This is a genomic window from Natronospira elongata (assembly GCF_034931365.1).
GTDB lineage: Bacteria > Pseudomonadota > Gammaproteobacteria > Natronospirales > Natronospiraceae > Natronospira > Natronospira elongata.
In genome coordinates, this window is record NZ_JAYGII010000005.1 from 63412 (window position 1) to 83830 (window position 20419).

Here is a 20419-nt window from a genome sequence, read left to right on the forward strand (position 1 = left end):
CTCACGGTCGGGGAGACGCCCCGCATGGCGGTCATCATTGACGACCTGGGTGACCGCCTGCTGCTGGATCGTCGGGCCGTTGACCTGCCCGTGCCCTTGAGCTGCGCCATTCTCCCCCATACCCCGCATGCCCGGCGGGTCGCCAGCGATTGTGCCGAGAACGGCAAGGAAGTCATGCTGCACCTTCCCTTGCAGGCGAAGGAAAATAATCAGCTTTTGGGGCCCGGGCGGCTGGAACTGGACATGGATGAGGCCACTTTCCGCGAGACCTTCCGCCGCAGCCTGGCGTCGGTTCCGGGCGTTCGGGGCGTCAACAATCACATGGGCAGCCTGCTCACCCGCCATCCCGGAGCCATGGCCTGGCTGATGGAGGAGTTGCGTGAGGCGGGCCTGTTTTTCATCGACAGCCGCACCACGCCGCACAGCGTGGCCTATGATGTCGCCCGTGAACACGCCGTGCCGGCGGGCCGTCGGGACATCTTCCTGGATCGCAGCCGGGATCCGGCGGAGATTGAAGCGGCCCTGGACCGAGCCATTCGCATTGCCCACCAGCGGGGAGAAGTCGTTGTCATTGGCCATCCCTATCCCGAGACCCTGGAGGTGCTGGAGGCACGGCTGCCCTGGCTGGAAACCGAAAGTGGTGTGGAATTGATCAACGCATCGGCCCTGCTTGAAGGCGGGGACGATCCTGTCCTTTCAGAGGGGGCGAGCGATGAGCAAGCAAGTGCTGGTGCCACTGGCGGACGGCTGTGAGGAACTGGAAGCGGTCACCATCATTGACCTGCTGCGACGCGCCGGTGTCGAGGTAAGCATTGCCGGGCTCGACGGCACCGCCGTCACCGGCAGTCACGGCATTCGTTTGGGCATCGAGATGAATCTGGACGAGGCCCTGGAGAGGGACTTCGACATGGTGGTATTGCCCGGTGGCATGCCCGGTGCGAGCCATCTCCAGGAAGACGAGCGGGTGATCAAGCTACTCAAGCAGATGACGGAGTCGGGCAAGTTCACCGGGGCCATCTGCGCCGCGCCCAAGGTGCTGGCCAGCGCCGGCCTGCTGCGCGGAAAGAAGGCCACCAGCTTTCCGGGCTTTCTCGACCATACCGATAATCTGGTGGGGGAGTACCGTGAGGAGGCGGTGGTCCAGGACGGCAAGGTCATTACCTCTCGCGGGCCGGGCACCGCCATGGATTTTGCCCTGCATCTGGTCGAGCTGTTGCTTGGCCGTGAGAAACGGGAAGAGGTTGAAGGCCGCCTGCAACGGCCCTGACTCAACCCCAGGCGGTACCGACGCGGGCGAGGATAAACAGCGCCGCCATGATTACAGCAATAACAAGAACGGTTCGGGGTTTGGGTCGCCACATATCGTGCTCAATCTCCCTGCTTATTTCTCGCCTCGATAAAGCCCGAACAGCAGTAACAGCCCGCCCAGACCGGCACCGCCCAGGCTAGCCCAGACCGGCAGGCTGCCAAGGCTGAAGCCGGCGGCGACGATCAGGCTGCCACCACCGATCACCGCCCGGGTGGCACGGTGCTGGCGGCGGGTATCCCGCTGTATTTCAGTCAACTGCCGACTGTGGGCGCGGAAATCCAGCTCGCCACTCTCCATCCGACTCAGGACCTGCTCGGCCAGTACGGGGACACGATGAAGGGCATCCCCGAGCTCGGGTAAGGCATCGCGGAAACGCCGAAACACCGCCCGCGGACCAATCTGCTGGCGCATCCAGTCTTCCAGGAAGGGCTTGGCCGTCTGCCACAGATCCAGGTCAGGGTAGAGTTCCCGTCCCAGGCCCTCGATATTCAGCAGGGTCTTTTGCAGGAGTACCAGTTGTGGCTGGACCTCCATCTGGAAACGCCTTGCCACCTGAAACAGGCGCAACAGGAGTTTGCCGAAGGAGATCTCCTTCAGAGGCTTGTCGAAGATGGGTTCGCAGACGGTGCGGATGGCGGTCTCGAATTCGTCCACCCGGGTCTCCGGCGGAACCCAGCCGGACTCCACATGCAGTTCCGCGACCTTGCGATAGTCGCGATTGAAGAAGGCGAGAAAGTTTTCCGCCAGGTAATGCTGGTCACGGGGACTCAAGGTGCCGACGATGCCGAAATCCACTGCCAGATAGCGGGGATCCCGGGGATCCGTGGCATCGACGAAGATGTTGCCTGGATGCATATCGGCATGGAAGAAATTGTCGCGAAAGACCTGGGTGAAAAATATCTCCACCCCCCGCTCTGACAATGTCTTCATATCCACGCCGGCGGCTCTCAACTCCTCGGTGCGACTGACCGGGATGCCGTGGATCCGCTCCATCACCATCACATCGGGATGGCAAAGGGGCCACTCCACTTCAGGAATGTAAAGCAGCGGCGAACGCTCAAAATTGCGTCTCAGCTGAGAGGCATTGGCCGCCTCCCGCATGAGGTCGAGCTCGTCGAGAATGGTCTTCTCGTACTCAGCCACCACCTCCACCGGCCGCAGTCTCGGGCCTTCGCTCCAATAACGTTGGGCAAGGCCGGCAATCAGGTAGAGCAGGGCGATATCGCGCCGGATGAGACGTTCGATGCCGGGACGCAGGACCTTGATGACCACGGCCCGGCCATCGCGAAGCTGTGCGGTATGGACCTGGGCGATGGAGGCGGAGGCCAGCGGGGTTTCATTGAAGTGATCAATGACGGCATCCACCGGCTCTTCCCAGGCCCGTTCCACCACGGCCCGGGCCATGGACCCGGGAAAGGGCGGGACCCGGTCCTGGAGCCGGGCCAGTTCATCGGCCACATCCTGAGGCAGAAGGTCGCGCCGGGTGGAAAGCATCTGGCCAAACTTGATGAAGATTGGCCCGAGATCTTCCAGGGCCCGACGAATACGCACCGCCCGCGGCGTGCGCCGGCGACCAAACCAGTGCCAGGGGGCGAGAAAGAGCAAAAAGCGAAACGGCCTGAAGACACGGGTGGCGAACAGGACTTCATCGAGCCCATGACGCAGCAGGACCCACTGGATATGTATCAGACGCAGGAGATGGCGTGGACGAATCAAGAACGGCGCCCCTGTCCGAAATGGTCAAAACGGGCGGTGAGCCGGTCCACATCCTCGCGCAGTTGATCCACGGCGTCCAGGTAGGCTTCCACCTCGCTGCGGTCCGGCACGGCCCGCAATTCGTCCCGCAGGTATTCGGCCAGATTGCGGGCCAGGATGTCACGGCTTTGCCGGCCCCAGGCCAGGACCTGGCGAGTCGCCTGACCCAGACCATGGGCCACGCTGTCGCCAGTGATCCCCGCCAGGGCTTCTTCCCAATCGGGATCAATCGCAGTCAGCAAGGCCTGCACCTCGCGGGCAGCCTCCATATTGCCCTCGACGGTGACTTCGCGCGGGAAGCTGCCGCCGGCACGGCCTTCCAGCGCGGCCTTGAGCAATTCAGGGGCGCGCCCGGAGAGCTTGAGATCCTGCCGCTGGGGATCCACCGCCGACAGGCGCAGGCTGCGGCCGTTGGAGGCAATCCAGACCGAAATATCCAGATCTTGAAGGTACAACTGGATGACGCGACCTTCCAGGCCCTGGATGGCAGCGGGACCGCCGGCCGCGCTGGCCAGGACGCGGTTGATGGAGCGCTCCAGTGTTGTCAGCAGGATGTTGGGTATTTGCATTGACGCCCCCCAGGCGTTTCCTGGTGCCGGAATCAGAGACGATAGCCGCGATGCAGGGCCACCACCCCGCCAGTGAGATCAAACCACGCCACCCGCTCGAAGCCGGCGGCCGTCATCATGGCCTTGAGCGTGGGCTGGTCGGGGTGCTTGCGAATGGACTCGGCAAGATAACGATAACTGTCGGCATCACCCGCGACCCACTGCCCCAGACGAGGCAAAACCTGAAACGAATACAGGTCATAAAAGGGCCTGATCAGGTCATTGGGGCGGGAGAATTCCAGCACCAACAGCCGTCCACCGGGCTTGAGCACGCGATGCATTTCCGCCAGGGCGCGGTCCTTGTGGGTGACATTGCGCAGGCCAAAACCGATGGTGACGCAGTCAAAATGCCGGTCCGGGAAGGGCAGGACCTCGGCATCGGCCTGGACCACGGCAAGGTTCTCGCCCGCACCTTCATCCACCAGGCGATCCCGACCACGGCCCAGCATGCTGGCATTGATATCCGACAGAACCACGGCGCCGCTGTCGCCCACCTGCTTGAGCAGGCCCCGACTGAGGTCACCGGTACCGCCGGCCAAATCCAGGGCCCGGTCGCCGGGTCGCAATCCGGTCCGGGCCAGGGTGAACTGCTTCCAGATTCGGTGCAGGCCGCCGGACATGAGGTCATTCATGACATCGTAGCGTTCGGCCACGGAGTCGAACACGCCCCGCACCCGCTGGGCCTTCTCACCCACCGGTACTTCCTGGTAACCGAAATCCACCGTTGCGCGGTCCTGCTCGGCCATACCCGGCTCCTCTGTCTCGGGCGCCCATTCTAGCAGTTGGAAGTCGGCTTCGGGTGCGAAGCCTGTTCGCTTTTGATCCTTGCGGGATCGGATCTGTTTCCGCGTACGGAGATCGTGATTGAGGAAGGCTGGAGCGGCACAAACGATTGCTGCGTGTGTTTGCTTTTCATTGGGAGCTAACGGCCAAGTGAGCCTTAGGACCGTTCCGCTTCGGTGATGGGTGTGTCCCGACCTTGATGCCGACAGCGATTTGCAAGGACGCTATGGATACATCCCTGTACGCTCTGGGTTCGGCATCCTGCCTCACACAGCCTTGCAAATCGCAGCCGGCACCAAGGTCTACTGTTGTGGGCGATCACCTGGGCAGTGCCGACCGCAAGGCTAATTCAGGTCGCAAAGTATCTTATGAGCTTTTTCGCTTCACTTACCAGGATGGCGCTTGACGCCACCGCTGGCGGCGCGCTCGACGCGTTGCTTGTAGTCGGCCCAGTTCTTTTCGAAATCACGGCCCATTTCAAACAGGAACTGCCAGGTGTAGAGGCCGGAGTCGTGGCCGTCATCGAAGACCAGGCGCACGGCATAGTGACCCACCGGCTCGATGCGATCGATGGCGACCGCTTCCTTGCCGGTCACCAGCATCATGGGCCCACCATGACCCCGGACCTCGGCCGAGGGCGAGAACACCCGCAGATATTCGGCAGGCAGTCGATAGACCTCCCCGGAACGAAACCTGACCTCCAGTTCCCGGGACCGGCGGTGGTAGATCAGGTCTGTGGGGCGAGGGGTTGGGGGGTTGCTTTGGGTCATGGTGCGTCCAAAAAAGTTGGGTCCAGAGGTTTAGGGCTCGGCTTCGAGCCTCGCCAGCTACGAGCTACGAGCGGCGAGCGCAGAGCTGGCCGTGCTCCTTCCCTTGCCGTGCGCGTCATATAGCCACCGGCGGGCTCAAGGCGGGGTCACGGCACGGCCTGTCAAACTGCACGGCCAGCTCGAAGCTCGAAGCTCGAAGCTCGAAGCTCGAAGCTCACAGAATATACCTTGATAGATCCTCGTCCACGGCCAGGTCTGCCAGATGGTCATCGACGTAAGCCTGGTCAATGGTGAATGTCTGTCCACTCTTGTCGGGGGCGTCGAAACTGAGTTGCTCGAGCAGCCTTTCCATGACGGTATGCAGACGACGGGCACCGATGTTCTCGGTGCGTTCATTGACCTGAAAGGCAATCTCCGCCAGCCGCTTGACGCCATCGTCGCTGAACGTGAGCTTGATCCCTTCGGTCTGCAACAGCTCCCGATATTGACGTGTCAGGGAGGCGGACGGTTCGGTGAGGATGCGCACGAAATCCTCAGCGTTGAGCGCTTCCAGTTCGACCCGAATCGGCAGACGGCCCTGGAGTTCGGGGATCAGGTCCGAGGGCTTGGACAGGTGAAAGGCCCCGGAGGCGATGAAAAGAATGTGGTCGGTGCGCACGGTGCCGTGGCGTGTGGAAACCGCGGCACCCTCTACCAGCGGCAGCAGGTCCCGCTGCACCCCCTCTCGGGAGACGTCGGCACCACCGCGGTTTTCATGGCCTGAGGCGACCTTGTCCAGCTCATCCAGAAAGACGATGCCGTTCTGTTCCACGTTCTCCAGCGCTTCCTGCTTGATCTCCTCGTCGTTGACCATGGCAGCTGCCTCTTCCTCGGTCAGGATCTGCATGGCATCGACGATGCGCAGCTTTCGCGTGCGGCGCTTGTCCTGCCCCATGTTCTGGAAAAGCCCCTGCAACTGGCTGGTCATTTCTTCCATGCCGGGGGGCGCCATGATTTCAACGCCGGGCGGCATGGCCTGAACCTCGACCTCGACCTCCCTTTCATCCAGTTCACCGGCGCGCAGCTTGCGGCGGAACTTCTCCCGCGTCTCCGAGCCACTGCTGCTGTCCCGTGCCGGGGCCGGTTCATTGGTGAATCCGGGCTGAGGACGAGGGGGTGGGAGCAGGGCATCCAGAACCCGTTCTTCGGCGGCAACCTCGGCCCGATGGCGGACATTGGCCATGGCCGCTTCGCGGGTCATCTTGATGGAGGCATCCACCAGGTCCTTGATGATGGAGTCCACTTCCCGGCCCACATAACCGACTTCGGTGAACTTGGTGGCCTCCACTTTCACGAAGGGTGCATCGGCCAGCTTGGCCAGACGCCGGGCGATCTCGGTCTTGCCCACACCGGTGGGGCCAATCATGAGGATGTTCTTGGGGGTGATTTCGGGACGGAGTTTTTCATCCACGTTCATCCGCCGCCAGCGATTGCGCAGGGCAATGGCCACCGCCCGCTTGGCCTGTTCCTGACCAATGATGTGCCGGTCCAGCTCCTGCACGATCTCCCGCGGGGTCATTATTGGGGGGGTTGTTGACATCTCGGGGCTCCGATTGAATCTGGTTCCAGTCTGGTCTTCTCAGGAATTCTGAGGGATAGCTACGAGCTACGAGCGGCGAGCGGCGAGCTGGCCCTGCCGGCCCGCGGGGCCGTGCTCTCTAACTCGCTCATCGCTGACTGAACCGCCGCCATGGGCACGGTCCTTAGGGCTGCACGGCCAGCTCGCCGCTCGCAGCTCGAAGCTCGCAGCTCTACAACGCTTCAAGCACGATATTCCGATTGGTATAAACACAAATATCCGCCGCGATCTCCAGCGACTTTTGCGCCACGTCGGCGGCGGGCAGGTCGGTGTTTTCCATCAGGGCTCGGGCCGCAGCCTGGGCGAAGCTGCCACCGGAACCGATGGCCATGATGCCTTCTTCCGGCTCGATCACATCGCCATTGCCGGAAATAATCAGCGAGACCTCCCTGTCCGCCACACAAAGAAGGGCCTCGAGTCGCCGCAGGGCACGATCGGTCCGCCAGTCCTTGGCCAGTTCCACCGCCGCCCGGGTGAGATTGCCACTGTGTTTCTGGAGCTGACCTTCAAAGCGCTCGAACAGGGTAAAGGCGTCGGCGGTACCACCGGCAAAGCCGGCCAGGACCTTGTTGTCGTGCAGCTTGCGGACCTTGCGGGCATTGCCCTTCATGATGGTATTGCCCAGGGAAACCTGGCCATCGCCGGCCATGGCCACCTGCTCACCACGGCGCACACTGAGTACGGTGGTACCTCGATACTGCTCCATTGCTGGCTCCTGCTTGTCCGGGATGGGGATGATGCCGGGAAATGGCGGCTACTGAAACCCGGTCACTCCTGATCGTCGACGGCCTGTGGCGGCTTGCGGCGACGGGCGCGCGGATGCGCCTTGTCATATGTGCGGGCGAGATGCTGAAAATCAAGGTGGGTGTAGATCTGGGTGGTACTGATGTCGGCATGGCCGAGCAGTTCCTGCACCGCGCGCAGGTCGCCGCTGGACTCCAGCAAGTGGCTGGCAAAGGAATGGCGCAGCAGATGGGGGTAGGCAGGGACGGGCAGCCCCAGGACCCGGGCCCAGTGACGGATGCGGGCCTGAATATTGCGATGGCTGAGGCGGGTCCCGCGCTGGCTGACAAAGACCGCCTGCTCACCTTCCTCGGCCATGGCGCTTCGATCCCGCAGCCAGTCCCTAAGGGCATCGGCTGCCTTGCGCCCCATGGGGACGATGCGGGTCTTGCTGCCCTTGCCGGTGACCCGAACCATGCCCTCGGCAAAATCGATCTGATTCAGATCCAGGCCAGCCAATTCGGCCAGACGCAGGCCGGCGCCATAGAACAGCTCCATCACCGCCCGGTCACGACGCGCCAGCACCGTGTCGGCAGGCATGTCCAGCAAAACCCCAACCTGATCGGCATCCAGGGTGGCCGGAAGTCGCTTGCCGGCCTTGGGGGCCGTCACCTGCTCGGCCGGGTTGTGGCTGAGTCGGCGCTCGCGGATCAGATGCCGACAGAGATTGCGGACCGCCGACAGGCGCCGCTGGATACTGCGCGCGGACTGGCCCCGGCGACGCTGGAGAGCGGCCCACTGGCGAACATGTTGACTGTCGAGCGCCGTCCAGCCAGTGATGCCCTGGGCAGCCAGCCAGTCGAGAAATCCAGCCAGATCGCGGCGATAGGCGTTTAGGGTGCGGGGCGAAAGCCGACGCACATGGGCAATGTAGTGAAGGTAGGCATCAACGTCCCCGGCCAGCGGAGACCGGGATTCAGACGCCACGCTCACCCGGGGCCGGTTGCCGGGCCAGGGTGGCGGCCACCAGGTCGGCCATCCGCTCCAGGAAGAGGGTTCCCTGGGTCGCGCTGAAATGGTCCTTGTTGCGGCTGCCGATGGCGATCATGCCCTGGCTGGCATCGGCCCCCAGGGGTACCAGGGCAGCCGAGCCCACCCGACCCTCGGCCTTCTCGCCGAAGAGAAAGGCGAGCTGGGCCTCGCTCAGACGGCCCAGTTGGGGGCGGCCACCGCGAAGGAAATTGCGGAAGGCTGACAGCCCGGGATCCTCCGGATGCACCAGGCGGGCCGGTGAATCGCCGCCGTCATCGGAGCGATCGGCAAACAGGCAGATGATCACCTCGTCGGCGTCGAAACGGTTTCTCAGCACATCGTCCAGCCCGGCGACCAGTTCCTGGCGATCGCTGGCGGTGACCAGGGCCAGGGCCAGTTGGTGCATGCGGTCGATCAGACTGTCATTGCTGCGGGCCACATCCACCAGGTCCACCAGCCGGCGCTCCAGCTGGCGATTCTGCTGGCGCAGCACGGCCACCTGCTTTTCCACCAGGGAGACAGCCTCGCCGCTGTGGTGGGGCACGCGCAGCCGACTCACCAGCTCCGGATGGCGATCGAAGAAATCCGGTTGGCTGTTGAGGTAGTCGATGACCGACGCTTCATCCGCCGCCATCGAATTATCATTTCCAAGTTTGCGCTCTGTGCTCATAACCGAATACTTCCCTTGAATACGTACTCGGCCGGGCCCTGCATCCAGAGCGGCCTGCCGTCTCCCTCAAAGCTTATCACGAGATTTCCACCTTGCAGCCCCATATCCACCCGTTCATCAAACCAGCCGGCCCGCCGACCAGCGGCCATGGCGGCACAGGCGCCGCTGCCACAGGCCAGGGTCTCGCCCGCGCCACGCTCCCAGACCCGCAGGCGGGCCCGGTCACGACCGCGGACCTCCAAAAAGCCCACATTGACCCGCTCGGGAAAGGCCGGGTGGTTCTCAATGCGCGGGCCCAGCTCGCTCACCGGCGCCCGCTCAACATCCTCAACGCGAATCACCGCGTGGGGATTGCCCATGGAGACCAGGTGCAGCGTCACAAGCTGCTCGTCCAGCTCAAGGGTAACCGGGCCCGGGGCGGGCTGATCGAAGCGGGCCGGCAGGCTGCCCGGGCGAAAATCCGGGCGGCCCATATTCACCTTCACCCCGGCCTCGCCGGCCAGTTCGGCAATCATGACACCACCACGGGTGCCAAGGCGGATGGGGCCGTCAGCGGCATGGCCGGCGTCTACCGCCAGGCGCGCCACGCAACGGGCCCCATTGCCGCATTGGCTGACTTCGCTGCCGTCGGCGTTGAAGACCTGATAAAAGAAATCGCTGTCCCGGTCACGCGGCGCGGCCAGCACCAGGATCTGGTCACAACCCACGCCCAGGCGGCGATGGGCAATCCGGCGAACCTGTTCGGAGCTGAGTGAAACCGGCCTGGCCACCGCGTCGAAGACGACGAAGTCATTGCCCAGGCCCTGCATTTTGAAAAAATCGCGCGCCAAGTAAGCAGCCTCAGTTCGCATCGGCCTGCATCAGGGGCACGCCATCGCGATAGATGCAGCGATCCATGACCACAAACAGGCCGGCATCCACGGCGCGTCTTGCGGCATCCCGGTCGATCACGCCGTCCTGCAGCCAGAGCGCGGGCACACCGGCGGCGATGGCGTCATCCACCACCTCGGCCACATGCTCGGGTCGGCGGAAGACCACCGCCATATCCACCGGACCGTTCAGATCCCGAAGGCTGGGCACTGCGGGTACCCCCATCACCTCGTGGCTGCCGGGCCGCACAGCGGTCAGCTCGAAACCGAGGCGCTTGAGGGCAGCGCCCACGCCGTGGCTGGGACGCCCTTCCTTGGGCGAGAGGCCGACCACCGCAATGCGGCGGGTGCGATTCAACTGCTCTGCAATGGCTTGCTCGTCGGGATTCCTGAATCCACTCATCCGTGATCCTCCTGCGCTGGGCGATTGCGCCCCATTATGGGGCCGACCCCCTGCGCTTGCCACCGGCTCAGGCGCCGGCTGGCAAATCCGGCGCCGCAATTACCCGATTGCGCCCCCCTCGCTTGCCCGCATACAGGGCTTCATCGGCCCGGCGAATGCTGTTTTCCACCGCCTGAGCGGGGTCCAGCGGGGCCACGCCGAAACTGAGGTTGACCGCGATCCGGTCATCCTGATAAGGCACCTCGCTGGCGGCAATACGGGCACGGAGGGCCTCGGCAAGCTCCACGGCGCCGGCGGTATCGGTTTCCGGCAGCAGGATCAGGAATTCCTCGCCACCCCAGCGGGCGACACTGTCCTGAGCCCGCAGGCGTTCGCGGAATTGAGCGGCCACGGCTTGCAGGACCGCATCACCGGCTTCATGGCCCAGACTGTCGTTGATGCGCTTGAAATGATCGATATCGCACAGTATCAGGGCCGCCGGCCGCTGACTGCGCTGAATCCTTACCCACTCGTCGTCCAGACGCTCCTGCATGCAGCGCCGATTCGGCAAGGCGGTAAGGCTGTCGCTGCGCGCCAGCCGCTCCATCTCGCAACGCGCATGTTCAGCAGCTTCCTTTTCAACGGCCAACTGTTCCAGGTGCCGTGCCCGCCGGAAGGCGGAAACCGCATGCTCCCGGAAACGCCGATAGCTGTCCCGGTCGGCCACGTTAAAGGCATCTTCATACTTCTGACTCTGAAGAATGAGATAGCCGGCCACTTCCCCATCCATGGTGATGGCGATGGCCAGCATGGCGAGACTGGGGTCTTCCTTCTGAAGGGACTCATGACCGCGGATGCCTTCGGGCCGACGACGCAAATACACACCCTCGCAGAGGCTTTCCGCATCATTCAAGTAGCGGGCCCGAGCCTCGGCCTCGCTAAGCCGTACCTTGCGAATGCCCTGGTAGCGGAACCCCTTCCAGACCGCCGGGTAGAAAGTGCCTTCCGGCGATCTGACCATGAAGGCCCCTCGATCAGCCGGCTCGAAAAAGTCGGTGGCCTCTTCCAGGATGCGGGAGAGCAGACTGGCGAACTCTTCCTCATTGTTTAGGGCCGCCACCAGACGGTCCATGGCATTGAGTTCATCGTTTCGGGCGGCGATGAGCCGGTTACTGCGACTCTTGATGAGAAAGCGGTTCCACAGCAGGATGAGGATCAGCGCAAGGCCGAGGGCACCGATGAGCAAGGCATTGCGTACCACACGCTGAGTCTGGCGTTCCTGCTCCAGCAGGCGAATCTCCTGTTCCCTTTCATCGGCCTGAAACAGGGCACGCATTTCCGCAATCTGGCGTTGCCGGTGCTCACCCTGCAGTTCCTGCACCAGCTCCAGCTGGCGGGTGCGGGCCTCCAGGGCCGCCGGGTAATCACCGCGAGCGGCATGCAGCTCGGCCATTCGATTGAAATGCCCAACACGGAGATTATCGGAATCGATCTCCTCAATGATTTCCCAACTGGCCGCCAGGTATTCTTCCGCCCTTGGGAAATCCTCCTGCAGGATGTAGGTGTAGCCAAGGTTATGCAGGGAGCGGGCCTCGCCTCGTCGATTGCCCACCTCCTTGTAAAGTGCCAGCGCCCGCTGATGCCAGCGCTCGGTCTCCGCCAGCTCACCCTCAAGCCAAGCCACCACGGCGAGATTGTTGTAGGACGCCGCCATGCCCTCGCTATCGCCAATGGCTTCGCGAATGGCCAGGCTTTCTCGATTGAGCGCTTCGGCGCGCGCCAGATCCTGATGGTGGCGGGCGATCACCGCCAGGTTGTTCAGGGCCGAGGCATAACCTTCCTGATAATCACCGCCCTCGAAGCGCTCCCGCATGCGTTGGAAATAATTTTCGGCAGCATCCAGGTCCTGGGTATGAAAATGTACTTCCCCGATCCGGGCCTCCAGTTCACCGGCAGCCTGTGGTTTTTCCAGGTTATCGGCGAGACGGAGGGCGTCATAGAGAACTTCCAGGGCACGATCGTATTCCTCCAGATCGGTCAGGGTATTGCCGAGACCGGTCAGGGCCTCGAGCGCTCCCACCTGATCCTCGCTGCGGCGAAAGGCATCCAGGGCCCGTTGAAAAGCCTGACGTGCCAGTGACGGCCGCTCGAGCTCCTGGTTGATCTGGGCACGCTCGATTTCGGCCTCGGCAAGTTGCTGGAAGTCGCCGACCTGCTCGGCAGCGGCCACCCTGTCTTCGACGGCGGCCAACCGGGCCTGAATATCATCTGCCTGCGCCGCCCGGGCGGCGACTGGCATCGCCGTCAAAAGCAGCAAAAGCCCCAGCAGCAAGCAGCCGGTCCAGGCACGCAGTTTGTCATCCGGGGCAGGGATCCCCATGTCGACACCTCAGGCGCAGGCGAAGGAGCAGCGGGCAAATCCGCAAAGGCCTTCTCACAACATAGAATCCGCATCCCTCGAATTGTCAGATTTCGAGGACTAACGGATCAACCACGAGTACAGGCGGCGGCAATGCCGTCATCGTCAATCGATGCCCAACTCATCCCAGATGGCATCAACACGCTGCTTGGTCTCGACATCCATGTGGATTGGCCGACCCCATTCCCGTTGCGTCTCTCCAGGCCATTTGCTGGTGGCATCCATCCCCATCTTGGAGCCGAGTCCGGATACCGGGGAGGCGAAATCCAGATAGTCGATGGGCGTGTTCTCCACCATGACGGTATCCCGAGCCGGATCCATGCGTGTGGTCATGGCCCAGATCACGTCCTGCCAGTCCCTTGGGTTGACGTCCTCGTCGACGACGATGACGAACTTGGTGTACATGAACTGGCGCAGAAACGACCAGGTTCCCATCATCACCCGCTTGGCGTGGCCCGGATACTGTTTCTTCATGCTGATCACCGCCATGCGATAGGAGCAACCCTCCGGCGGCAGGTAGAAGTCGATGATCTCGGGAAAGGTCTTCTGTAGGATGGGCACGAAAACCTCGTTGAGGGCGACCCCCAGCACGGCCGGTTCATCCGGCGGCCGGCCGGTGTAAGTGCTGTGATAGATGGGTTCTTTACGCCGGGTGATGCGAGCAATGGTAAAGACCGGAAAGCGCTCGACTTCGTTGTAGTAGCCGGTGTGATCACCGAAGGGGCCTTCGGCGGCCATGTCATCGGGATGGATATGGCCTTCCAGCACGATCTCCGCCGAAGCAGGGACCTGGAGATCCGAACCCAGGCATTTGACCAGTTCGGTACGGGCACCACGGAGCAGGCCGGCGAAGGCGTATTCAGACAGACGATCAGGCACCGGGGTCACGGCGGCCAGGATGGTCGCCGGATCAGCCCCCAGGGTGACGGCAATGGGAAAGGGCTCTCCCGGGTGGGCCTGCTGCCAGGACTGAAAATCCAGGGCACCCCCGCGATGGCCCAGCCAGCGCATGATGACCCGGTTGCGGCCGATCAGCTGTTGACGATAGATGCCCATGTTCTGGCGGCCGCCATCCGGTCCCCGGGTGGTAACCAGGCCCCAGGTGATCAGCGGCCCGGCATCGCCGGGCCAGCAGGTCTGCACCGGGAGCTTGCCCACATCCACATCCTCGCCTTCCAGGACCTCATCCTGGCAGGGCGCCTTCTTCACGACCTTGGGCGCCATACTCATGACCTTGCGGAATATCGGCAGCTTCTCCCATGCGTCCCGCATCCCCTTGGGCGGATCCGGCTCCTTGAGAAAGGCCAGCAGGCGCCCGATCTCACGCAGGGACTCGATCGACTCGGCCCCCATGCCCAGGGCCACGCGTTCGGTGGTGCCGAAGAGATTGGCCAGTACCGGCGTGTCATGACCGGTGGGATTCTCGAACAGCAGTGCCGGGCCCCCGGCGCGCAGGGTGCGATCACCGATTTCCGTCATTTCCAGTTTCGGATCCACCGGATGGCTGATCCGCTTGAGCAGGCCGCGCTGTTCCAGTTGATCGATGAAATCGCGCAGGTCTTTGTATTCCATGCCATTGCACCCTGGGTCGCTTGAATGAGCGCATGATAGCAGCCCGTGCGTTTGCGAGCCGCTGGTTCAATCGGTTCCAGCGTCGCAAGCGGAGGGTGTTCGGGGGATGCTTCCGACGTTTGCCGCGAGTTCTTCTATACTTCAGGCGACACACACCGAGGAAACGGACCGAAGGAGCCGGCATGCGCCAGATCATGGTTCTGAATCCCAAGGGTGGTTCAGGTAAGACAACACTCGCCACCAATCTTGCCGCCTATTACGCCAGCGAGGGACACGATGTGGTTCTTGCGGATTTCGATCCCCAGGAGTCGAGCCTTGCCTGGCTGGAACGTCGAGACGAGAAATGGCCGGATATCCGCGGCATGGTCGCCCATGAAGAAGGCCTTCAGGGGGTGGGACAGCCGGATTATCTGATCATTGATGCGCCGGCCGGGGTGCGCGGCCCGGCATTGACGGAATTGCTGCGGCGGACCGAAACCGTGCTGATCCCGGTGCTGCCCTCCCCGGTGGACATGGAGGCAGCCACCCGTTTCGTCAAGGAATTACGAGAAAACGCCCGCTATGATCGGGTCAAGACCGCCCTGGTGGGTAATCGGGTCAAGGACCATACCCGCATTACGGCCAGCCTCTATCGTTTTCTCGAGCGCCAACGGGTCCCCTATGTCGGCGCCCTGCGGGATACCCAGAACTACGTCAGGGCCTTTGACCGCGGCATCGGTGTCTGGGAGATGGCGCCCTATATGAGCTACCAGGATTGGGAGCAGTGGGACCCCATTATCGAGTGGCTGGATTCGGCTCGGAGTCGTCCCTGAGCGCTCCAAGCAGGGCCTGGCGCAATGCCTCAAGCATGGGCCCAGGATTGCCGTCCTTGACGACCACCCGATCCATGCCGGCTCGACGACATTCGGCGTGTTCCTCACTGGAAATGGCGGCCGTCAATCCAATCACCGGCAGCTCGGTGTAACCCTGTTCACGCAGGGCGCGGGTGGCGGCGAGGCCGTCCATATCGGGCAGGTGGCGATCCATGAGTACCACCGCGGGCTGCCACGCCTGAACGGCAGCGAGTACGGATCGACCGTCGCCCACCAGATGTAATTGATAGCCGGCCGTCTCCAGAACATCGCTGATCACGCGTGCATTGACCGGATTGTCTTCGGCCACCAGAACGCGGGCGCCCTGAGCGGATGATTCGACAGCCGCTGAGGACGGCTCTTCTTTCCCTCCAACCGCCTCAAGACCCGAGAGTCGATCCAGCAATTCCGCCAGACGCGCCTCCCGGATCGGCCAGTCCAGCCGCCATTCCGGTTTTTCTCGGGGATAAAGCCCCTGCTCATCGCAGACCAGGACGATCTCGTCAGCCGGCATGTTGCGGTCCAGCGCCGTTTCCAGGCGGACCTCCAGGCCGGACTCGGACAGGCGAAGCGCAATCATTTTGCCGGCCGGTCCTGGTGACGCCAAAATGGTGAACCGCCGCGTACTGCGGGTCAGCGCCCGTTTGCCGCCGGCACTTTCGGCCCGAAAGATCACCTCGAAACGGCTGCCCGCGCCCGGCTCGGTATCGAGACGGATCTCACCGCCCATCAAGCGGGCCAGCTCCCGGCAAATGACCAGGCCGAGCCCCGTACCGTCGACCTGGGCCACCTCATGGGCACGGGCAAAGGGCTGGAACAGGCGTTCCACTGCCTCATCGGTCATACCGGGACCGGTATCGGCAACGCTCATGCGCAATCGCTCGGCATCAAAGCGATCCAGTTCGACGGTAATCGCCCCTTCGGTGGTGAACTTGGTGGCGTTACTGAGCAGATTGCCGAGGATCTGGCGCAGGCGGACCTCATCGGTGACCACACGGGCCGGCAGCTCACGATCGATGTGCGTGACCACGGCCAGGCCCTTGGCGCTCGCCTGGCCGGCGTGGAGGGCGGCGGTATCCTCGACCGCCGCGACCAGGTCGAAGGGGGCCGGATGGATTTCCACGCGCCCGGCCTCCAGCCGCGCATTGTCGAGAATGTCACTGAGAATGGCCATCAGGCTGCGCCCGGAGCTGGCGATGGCACGGGCATAATCGCGGCTGCGCTCGTCCAGTGATTCGCGCAGCAGCAGGTCGGCAAGGCCAAGGATGCCACTCACCGGTGTCCGGATCTCGTGGCTGAGCTTGGCCAGGAACGCTGTCTTGGCCCGGTTGGCGGCATCCGCTTCGGCAACCAGCAATGCCGTATCCAGGGCCTGGGCGGCCTGATCGGTGAATGCCGATACGGCCGCCCGGTCCCGTGCCTTGAGTGGCCGGCCGGCCAGGGGGCGTAAATGCAACTGACCGAGATGACGGCGTCGCGTTTCCAGGGGCAGAGCCATGACCCCCGCATCCTGGCTGCTGAGTGGGGACTTGCCTTCCCGGGATCGGGTCACCCGGGTCGGTGGCAGATTGCCGTATCGTTCCAGGCGGACGGCTGCCGCTTCCACGGGCAGCACGGCCAGAAGCTGGGAGAGGAAACGATCCAGCAGTCGGCTGCGATCGGCCGGCTCGGCGAGACGACGGGAAAGCTCGTGCAACTGCTCGATCCATTGGCGCTGCTCCCGCTCTCGTTGCAGGGCCCGTTCCCGCAAACCGCGGCGACGCCAGAGGATGAACAGGCCGGTCAGGGCAAAAACAGTGAAAATGGCATAGGCGAGCATGGCCTCGGGACGGCGCCAGGGCGCAGCCGGCAGCTCGATCAGCAGGGGCGCATCCAATTCCCGCCAGGCACCGCTGGCATCGCGCACCGCCAGCTCAAATCGATAGTCACCAGGGTCCAGATTGGTATAGGTCGCCGTGGGCCGGGTGGCATCGGTGTATTGCCAGTCATCATCCTGACCCAGCAAGCGGTAGCGGTACTGATGGGACCGCGGATCGCGGTAGTCAAGCAAGGCAAAGTCCAGCGACAGGGCGGTCTGCTCATGAGCGAGCCGCAGGGAGCCTTCAGTCCAGACCGCCTGATCATTGTCACCACCCCGCCATCGGTCTTCGCCCATTACCCTCAGCGCGGTCAGGCGCAGGGGGGCGTCCACCTCCTGCACCGTCACCACCGCCGGGTCCACGACCAGAATGCCGTCGGCTGCCCCGAACAGGGGTCTGCCGGCCGGGTCCAGGCCATGGGCACCGGCATGAAAAGTCAGCTCGGGCAGACCCTGGGCAGCACCCAGACGGGCGAGCCGTCCGTCCGGGTCGATTCGAGCCAGCCCGGTGCTGGTCATCACCCAGACCCGGTCCTCGGCGTCCACTTCCAGGCCGACCACCACATCGCTGGGCAGGCCCTCGGCCTGACCGAAGACTCTGATCTCGCCATCGGGGCTGAGACGGGCCACCCCGCCGTCATAGGTGGCAACCCAGACACGGCCCTGTTGATCGTGGCGGATAGCCTCGATGACGCCGCCCGGCAGTCCCCGGGGTCCAACGGGGATATGCCGAAAACGGCGCTGATCCGGGAGCCAGACATAAAGGCCATCCCCCTCGGTCCCGACCCAGATCCGCCCCCGACTATCCTCGTGCAACACGGTTACCCGATCACTGCCCAATCCATGCTCCTCGGACTGGTCGGCACGAAAGGCGCTGACGACCTCACTGCCCGGATCCCAGCGGTGCAGTCCATCGCCATTGGTGCTGATCCACAGCCTGCCCTGACTGTCCTCGAGCAAGTCCCAGAGGGCGGCGGAACGGCTGAGTCGGATATCGGCCAACAGGGCAGAACGGTCCTCGACGCCGCCGTCAGCGATCAGATGGAGCTCCTGCTCGTCGGTGCCCACCCAGACACCCTGGCCGCCGGTCGCCAGACTCCAGATATTCTCGCCTTGGCCGCGGTCCGCGTCATAGAGCCAGGCCCGCTGCAGCCGGCCCTCGGCATCCAGCGCCAACACCCCGTCCCGCTCGGTGCCCACCCAGCTCCGCTGCTCGTCGCGAGCCAGGGCCCAGATGGAAACGGTGTTGCCGCCGTGTTGCAGTCGATGGACATCAAGCCCGGGCGGTATCGGCAGGGCGCGAATCAAGCCCGCGGCTTCACTGCCCAGCCATAACAGGCCCTGGCGGTCGATCAGGGCCGTGCGCAGGACCTGGACAGGCAGACCCGCCTCCCCGGGCGACGCAGCCCCCAGGTGGCTGGGCTCACCATCCGGCGGAATGGAGAACAAACCATGCCGCGAACTGAGCCAGATCGTGCCGTCCTCATGCCGGGCAATGGCCGACAGCGAGGGGCTGACCTCGCCCTCCAGGGGCAGGGGAACCCGAGTCAGGCTGTTCGCCTCGCGGGAACCGCGCCAGAGGCCGGCGCCACCGGCAACCAGAACCTCCCGGTCGGGTCCCAGGGCAATGCTGGTGATGCCACGATAATCGCTGTCGCTGTCGGCCTTGGGCAGCTCCACCGTGCGGGCTTGATGAGCGCCCCAGGGCAGAAAATCCAGACCGGGACCGCTGCCGATCCACAGGCCCTCGGTATCCGCGGCCAGGGCATGGGCACCGGGGCGGTCATTATCCTCACCCCAGGAACGGAGCCGAGGCGTGGCGGTCATTCGGAGTGGGTCAATTCGGCTCAGGCCGGCCGCCGGGTGGGCGGCCCAGATGCCACCGTCCGGGGCCACCGCCAAGGCACTGACATGGGGGTCGGCCAGGCCCTGCTCCGGGCCGACACGCTCGACCCGCCCCGTGCCGCCATCGATGCGCGCCACCCCACCGCTGAGCGTGGCGACCCAGATATTGCCGGCCCGGTCTTCCACCAGATCCCGCACATGACTGCCCGGCAGACTGTCGGGGTCATGGCGGTCGTGGCGATAAAGGCGCATACGGTGGCCATCCCAGCGCGCAAGCCCGCCCTGGGTACCAATCCAGATGAAACCATGTCGGTCCTGGAGCAAGGCTTCGATGCTGTCATGGGGAAGGCCGTCATCACTATCGATGACAAAGAAGTTGGGCTCGGGGGGCAGGTCCGCCAACACGGACAGCGGCGCAACCAGCATCAGCAACACTATGATGACTCTGCTAGCCCCCAAGATACCCCCTCAAACGCTTCAGGCTGGTGCCGATGATTGAACGATGGCGGGCACGGCTACGGCCGGGTCAGGCCAGCGAAGCCGCAGCCCTAGCTCACGCTGCAGACGGCTGGCATCAAGCGCTCGCTGGGCCTGCAGAAATCCCGCCGCCGAGTCCCCCTCGGTGGATGCGCGCGGTGGACGCGGCAACCCCATCAGATCGGCGCAAAGATCGAGATAGTCACCAAAGGCGATGGGGTTATTGTCACTGACATTGTAGACCGAGTCAGCCGGGGCCCGGAGGGCAGCCAGGAACAAGGCCTCGGCGAGGTCGTCCCGGTGAATTCGGTTGGAGGGACGGCTGGCCAGGATGGGATCCAGCGACTTGCCGGCCCGCAAGCGGGCCTCGGGCAATCGCCCCGGGCCGTAGATCGCTGCAATACGCAGTCGGACCACGGTCATGCCCTGTTCCCGACCCAGTGCCAGCGCGGTGTTTTCCGCGTCGAGCCGACGAAGGCCACGATCATTGCTGGGTTGGGCGGGGGTGGATTCGTCTACCCGGCCCTCGGCACGGCCATAGACACTGGTGGTGGAGGCATAGACAAGGCGCTCGGGTCGTCCGCCCTGCAACAGCCAGCGCATGCCCTGCAGCAGACGAGGATCCGTTCTGCCCTGCCGGGGCGGCGGGGCCAACCAGACCACGCGGGTATCCGGGAGGATGGCCGGTGGCGGGGATTGCAGTCGATCCAGATCGATGCCCTGCCACGCCATGCCCTCGGGGGCGTCGCTTGGCGGGGTTCGTGACAGGCCCAGGACGGCGCCGCCAGCGGTCAGCCATCGGCGGGCTAGGGCATCACCGCTATAGCCATAGCCAACGATCAGCAGCGGTGGTTGGGTTTGCTCCGCCTGCATGGCCG

Annotated in this window: 17 protein-coding genes; 3 read left to right on the forward strand and 14 right to left on the reverse strand. The window is 63.9% G+C overall.

The features are described from left to right. The first annotated feature begins 24 nt into the window (after positions 1-24). Both VCB98_RS03955 and VCB98_RS03960 read left to right on the forward strand, forming a co-directional pair. A complete protein-coding gene (locus VCB98_RS03955; RefSeq protein ID WP_346050598.1) occupies positions 25-753 on the forward strand; it encodes a divergent polysaccharide deacetylase family protein in 729 nt (242 codons plus the stop codon). After that, the gene (locus VCB98_RS03960) at positions 713-1267 is read left to right on the forward strand and encodes a DJ-1 family glyoxalase III (RefSeq protein WP_346050599.1); all 555 of its coding nucleotides are present in this window, start codon (positions 713-715) and stop codon (positions 1265-1267) included. The genes VCB98_RS03955 and VCB98_RS03960 overlap by 41 nt, the downstream gene beginning before the upstream one ends. Positions 1268-1381: 114 nt before the next feature. Here VCB98_RS03960 and ubiB read toward each other — a convergent pair whose 3' ends face one another. The 12 genes from ubiB to ubiD form a co-directional block, all read right to left on the reverse strand. Further along, a complete protein-coding gene (gene ubiB, locus VCB98_RS03965; protein ID WP_346050600.1) occupies positions 1382-3025 on the reverse strand; it encodes a ubiquinone biosynthesis regulatory protein kinase UbiB in 1644 nt (547 codons plus the stop codon). After that, the gene (locus tag VCB98_RS03970) at positions 3022-3633 is read right to left on the reverse strand and encodes a ubiquinone biosynthesis accessory factor UbiJ (RefSeq protein ID WP_346050601.1); all 612 of its coding nucleotides are present in this window, start codon (positions 3631-3633) and stop codon (positions 3022-3024) included. The genes ubiB and VCB98_RS03970 overlap by 4 nt, the downstream gene beginning before the upstream one ends. A gap of 32 nt (positions 3634-3665) precedes the next feature. Continuing rightward, positions 3666-4418 carry a bifunctional demethylmenaquinone methyltransferase/2-methoxy-6-polyprenyl-1,4-benzoquinol methylase UbiE gene (gene ubiE, locus VCB98_RS03975; protein ID WP_346050602.1) on the reverse strand — a complete coding sequence of 251 codons (753 nt, stop codon included), beginning with the start codon at positions 4416-4418 and terminating at the stop codon, positions 3666-3668. A 420-nt stretch (positions 4419-4838) separates the two neighbouring features. Beyond that, entirely contained in the window at positions 4839-5225 is a 387-nt protein-coding gene (locus tag VCB98_RS03980) for a gamma-butyrobetaine hydroxylase family protein (protein ID WP_346050603.1), read from the reverse strand. Between the two features lie 214 nt (positions 5226-5439). Further along, positions 5440-6804: an ATP-dependent protease ATPase subunit HslU gene (hslU, locus tag VCB98_RS03985; protein WP_346050604.1), complete on the reverse strand. Its 1365-nt coding sequence runs from the start codon at positions 6802-6804 to the stop codon at positions 5440-5442. Between the two features lie 211 nt (positions 6805-7015). Beyond that, positions 7016-7549, reverse strand: coding sequence for an ATP-dependent protease subunit HslV (gene hslV / locus VCB98_RS03990; protein ID WP_346050605.1), 534 nt, complete (start codon positions 7547-7549; stop codon positions 7016-7018). A 62-nt stretch (positions 7550-7611) separates the two neighbouring features. Next, the gene (xerC, locus tag VCB98_RS03995; protein ID WP_346050606.1) at positions 7612-8559 is read right to left on the reverse strand and encodes a tyrosine recombinase XerC; all 948 of its coding nucleotides are present in this window, start codon (positions 8557-8559) and stop codon (positions 7612-7614) included. After that, entirely contained in the window at positions 8543-9232 is a 690-nt protein-coding gene (locus tag VCB98_RS04000) for a DUF484 family protein (RefSeq protein WP_346050607.1), read from the reverse strand. The genes xerC and VCB98_RS04000 overlap by 17 nt, the downstream gene beginning before the upstream one ends. 32 nt (positions 9233-9264) lie before the next feature. Then, complete coding sequence (gene dapF, locus VCB98_RS04005) at positions 9265-10077, reverse strand: diaminopimelate epimerase (RefSeq protein WP_374729192.1); 813 nt, start codon at positions 10075-10077, stop codon at positions 9265-9267. A 31-nt stretch (positions 10078-10108) separates the two neighbouring features. Beyond that, complete coding sequence (locus VCB98_RS04010) at positions 10109-10540, reverse strand: CoA-binding protein (protein ID WP_346050609.1); 432 nt, start codon at positions 10538-10540, stop codon at positions 10109-10111. A gap of 67 nt (positions 10541-10607) precedes the next feature. Beyond that, positions 10608-12899, reverse strand: a complete 2292-nt coding sequence (locus VCB98_RS04015; RefSeq protein ID WP_346050610.1) for a diguanylate cyclase — start codon at positions 12897-12899, stop codon at positions 10608-10610. Positions 12900-13043: 144 nt separating this feature from the next. Next, the gene (gene ubiD, locus VCB98_RS04020) at positions 13044-14510 is read right to left on the reverse strand and encodes a 4-hydroxy-3-polyprenylbenzoate decarboxylase (protein WP_346050611.1); all 1467 of its coding nucleotides are present in this window, start codon (positions 14508-14510) and stop codon (positions 13044-13046) included. Positions 14511-14692: 182 nt separating this feature from the next. Between ubiD and VCB98_RS04025 the strand changes: the two genes are divergently transcribed. After that, positions 14693-15322 carry a nucleotide-binding protein gene (locus VCB98_RS04025; RefSeq protein WP_346050612.1) on the forward strand — a complete coding sequence of 210 codons (630 nt, stop codon included), beginning with the start codon at positions 14693-14695 and terminating at the stop codon, positions 15320-15322. On the opposite strand, the gene VCB98_RS04030 is transcribed toward VCB98_RS04025, so the two are convergent. Then, the gene (locus VCB98_RS04030) at positions 15285-19490 is read right to left on the reverse strand and encodes a hybrid sensor histidine kinase/response regulator (protein ID WP_346050673.1); all 4206 of its coding nucleotides are present in this window, start codon (positions 19488-19490) and stop codon (positions 15285-15287) included. The two genes, VCB98_RS04025 and VCB98_RS04030, sit on opposite strands and share 38 nt — an antisense overlap. Before the next feature lie 51 nt (positions 19491-19541). Further along, a complete protein-coding gene (locus VCB98_RS04035; protein ID WP_346050613.1) occupies positions 19542-20414 on the reverse strand; it encodes an NAD-dependent epimerase/dehydratase family protein in 873 nt (290 codons plus the stop codon). Between the last annotated feature and the right edge of the window lie 5 nt (positions 20415-20419).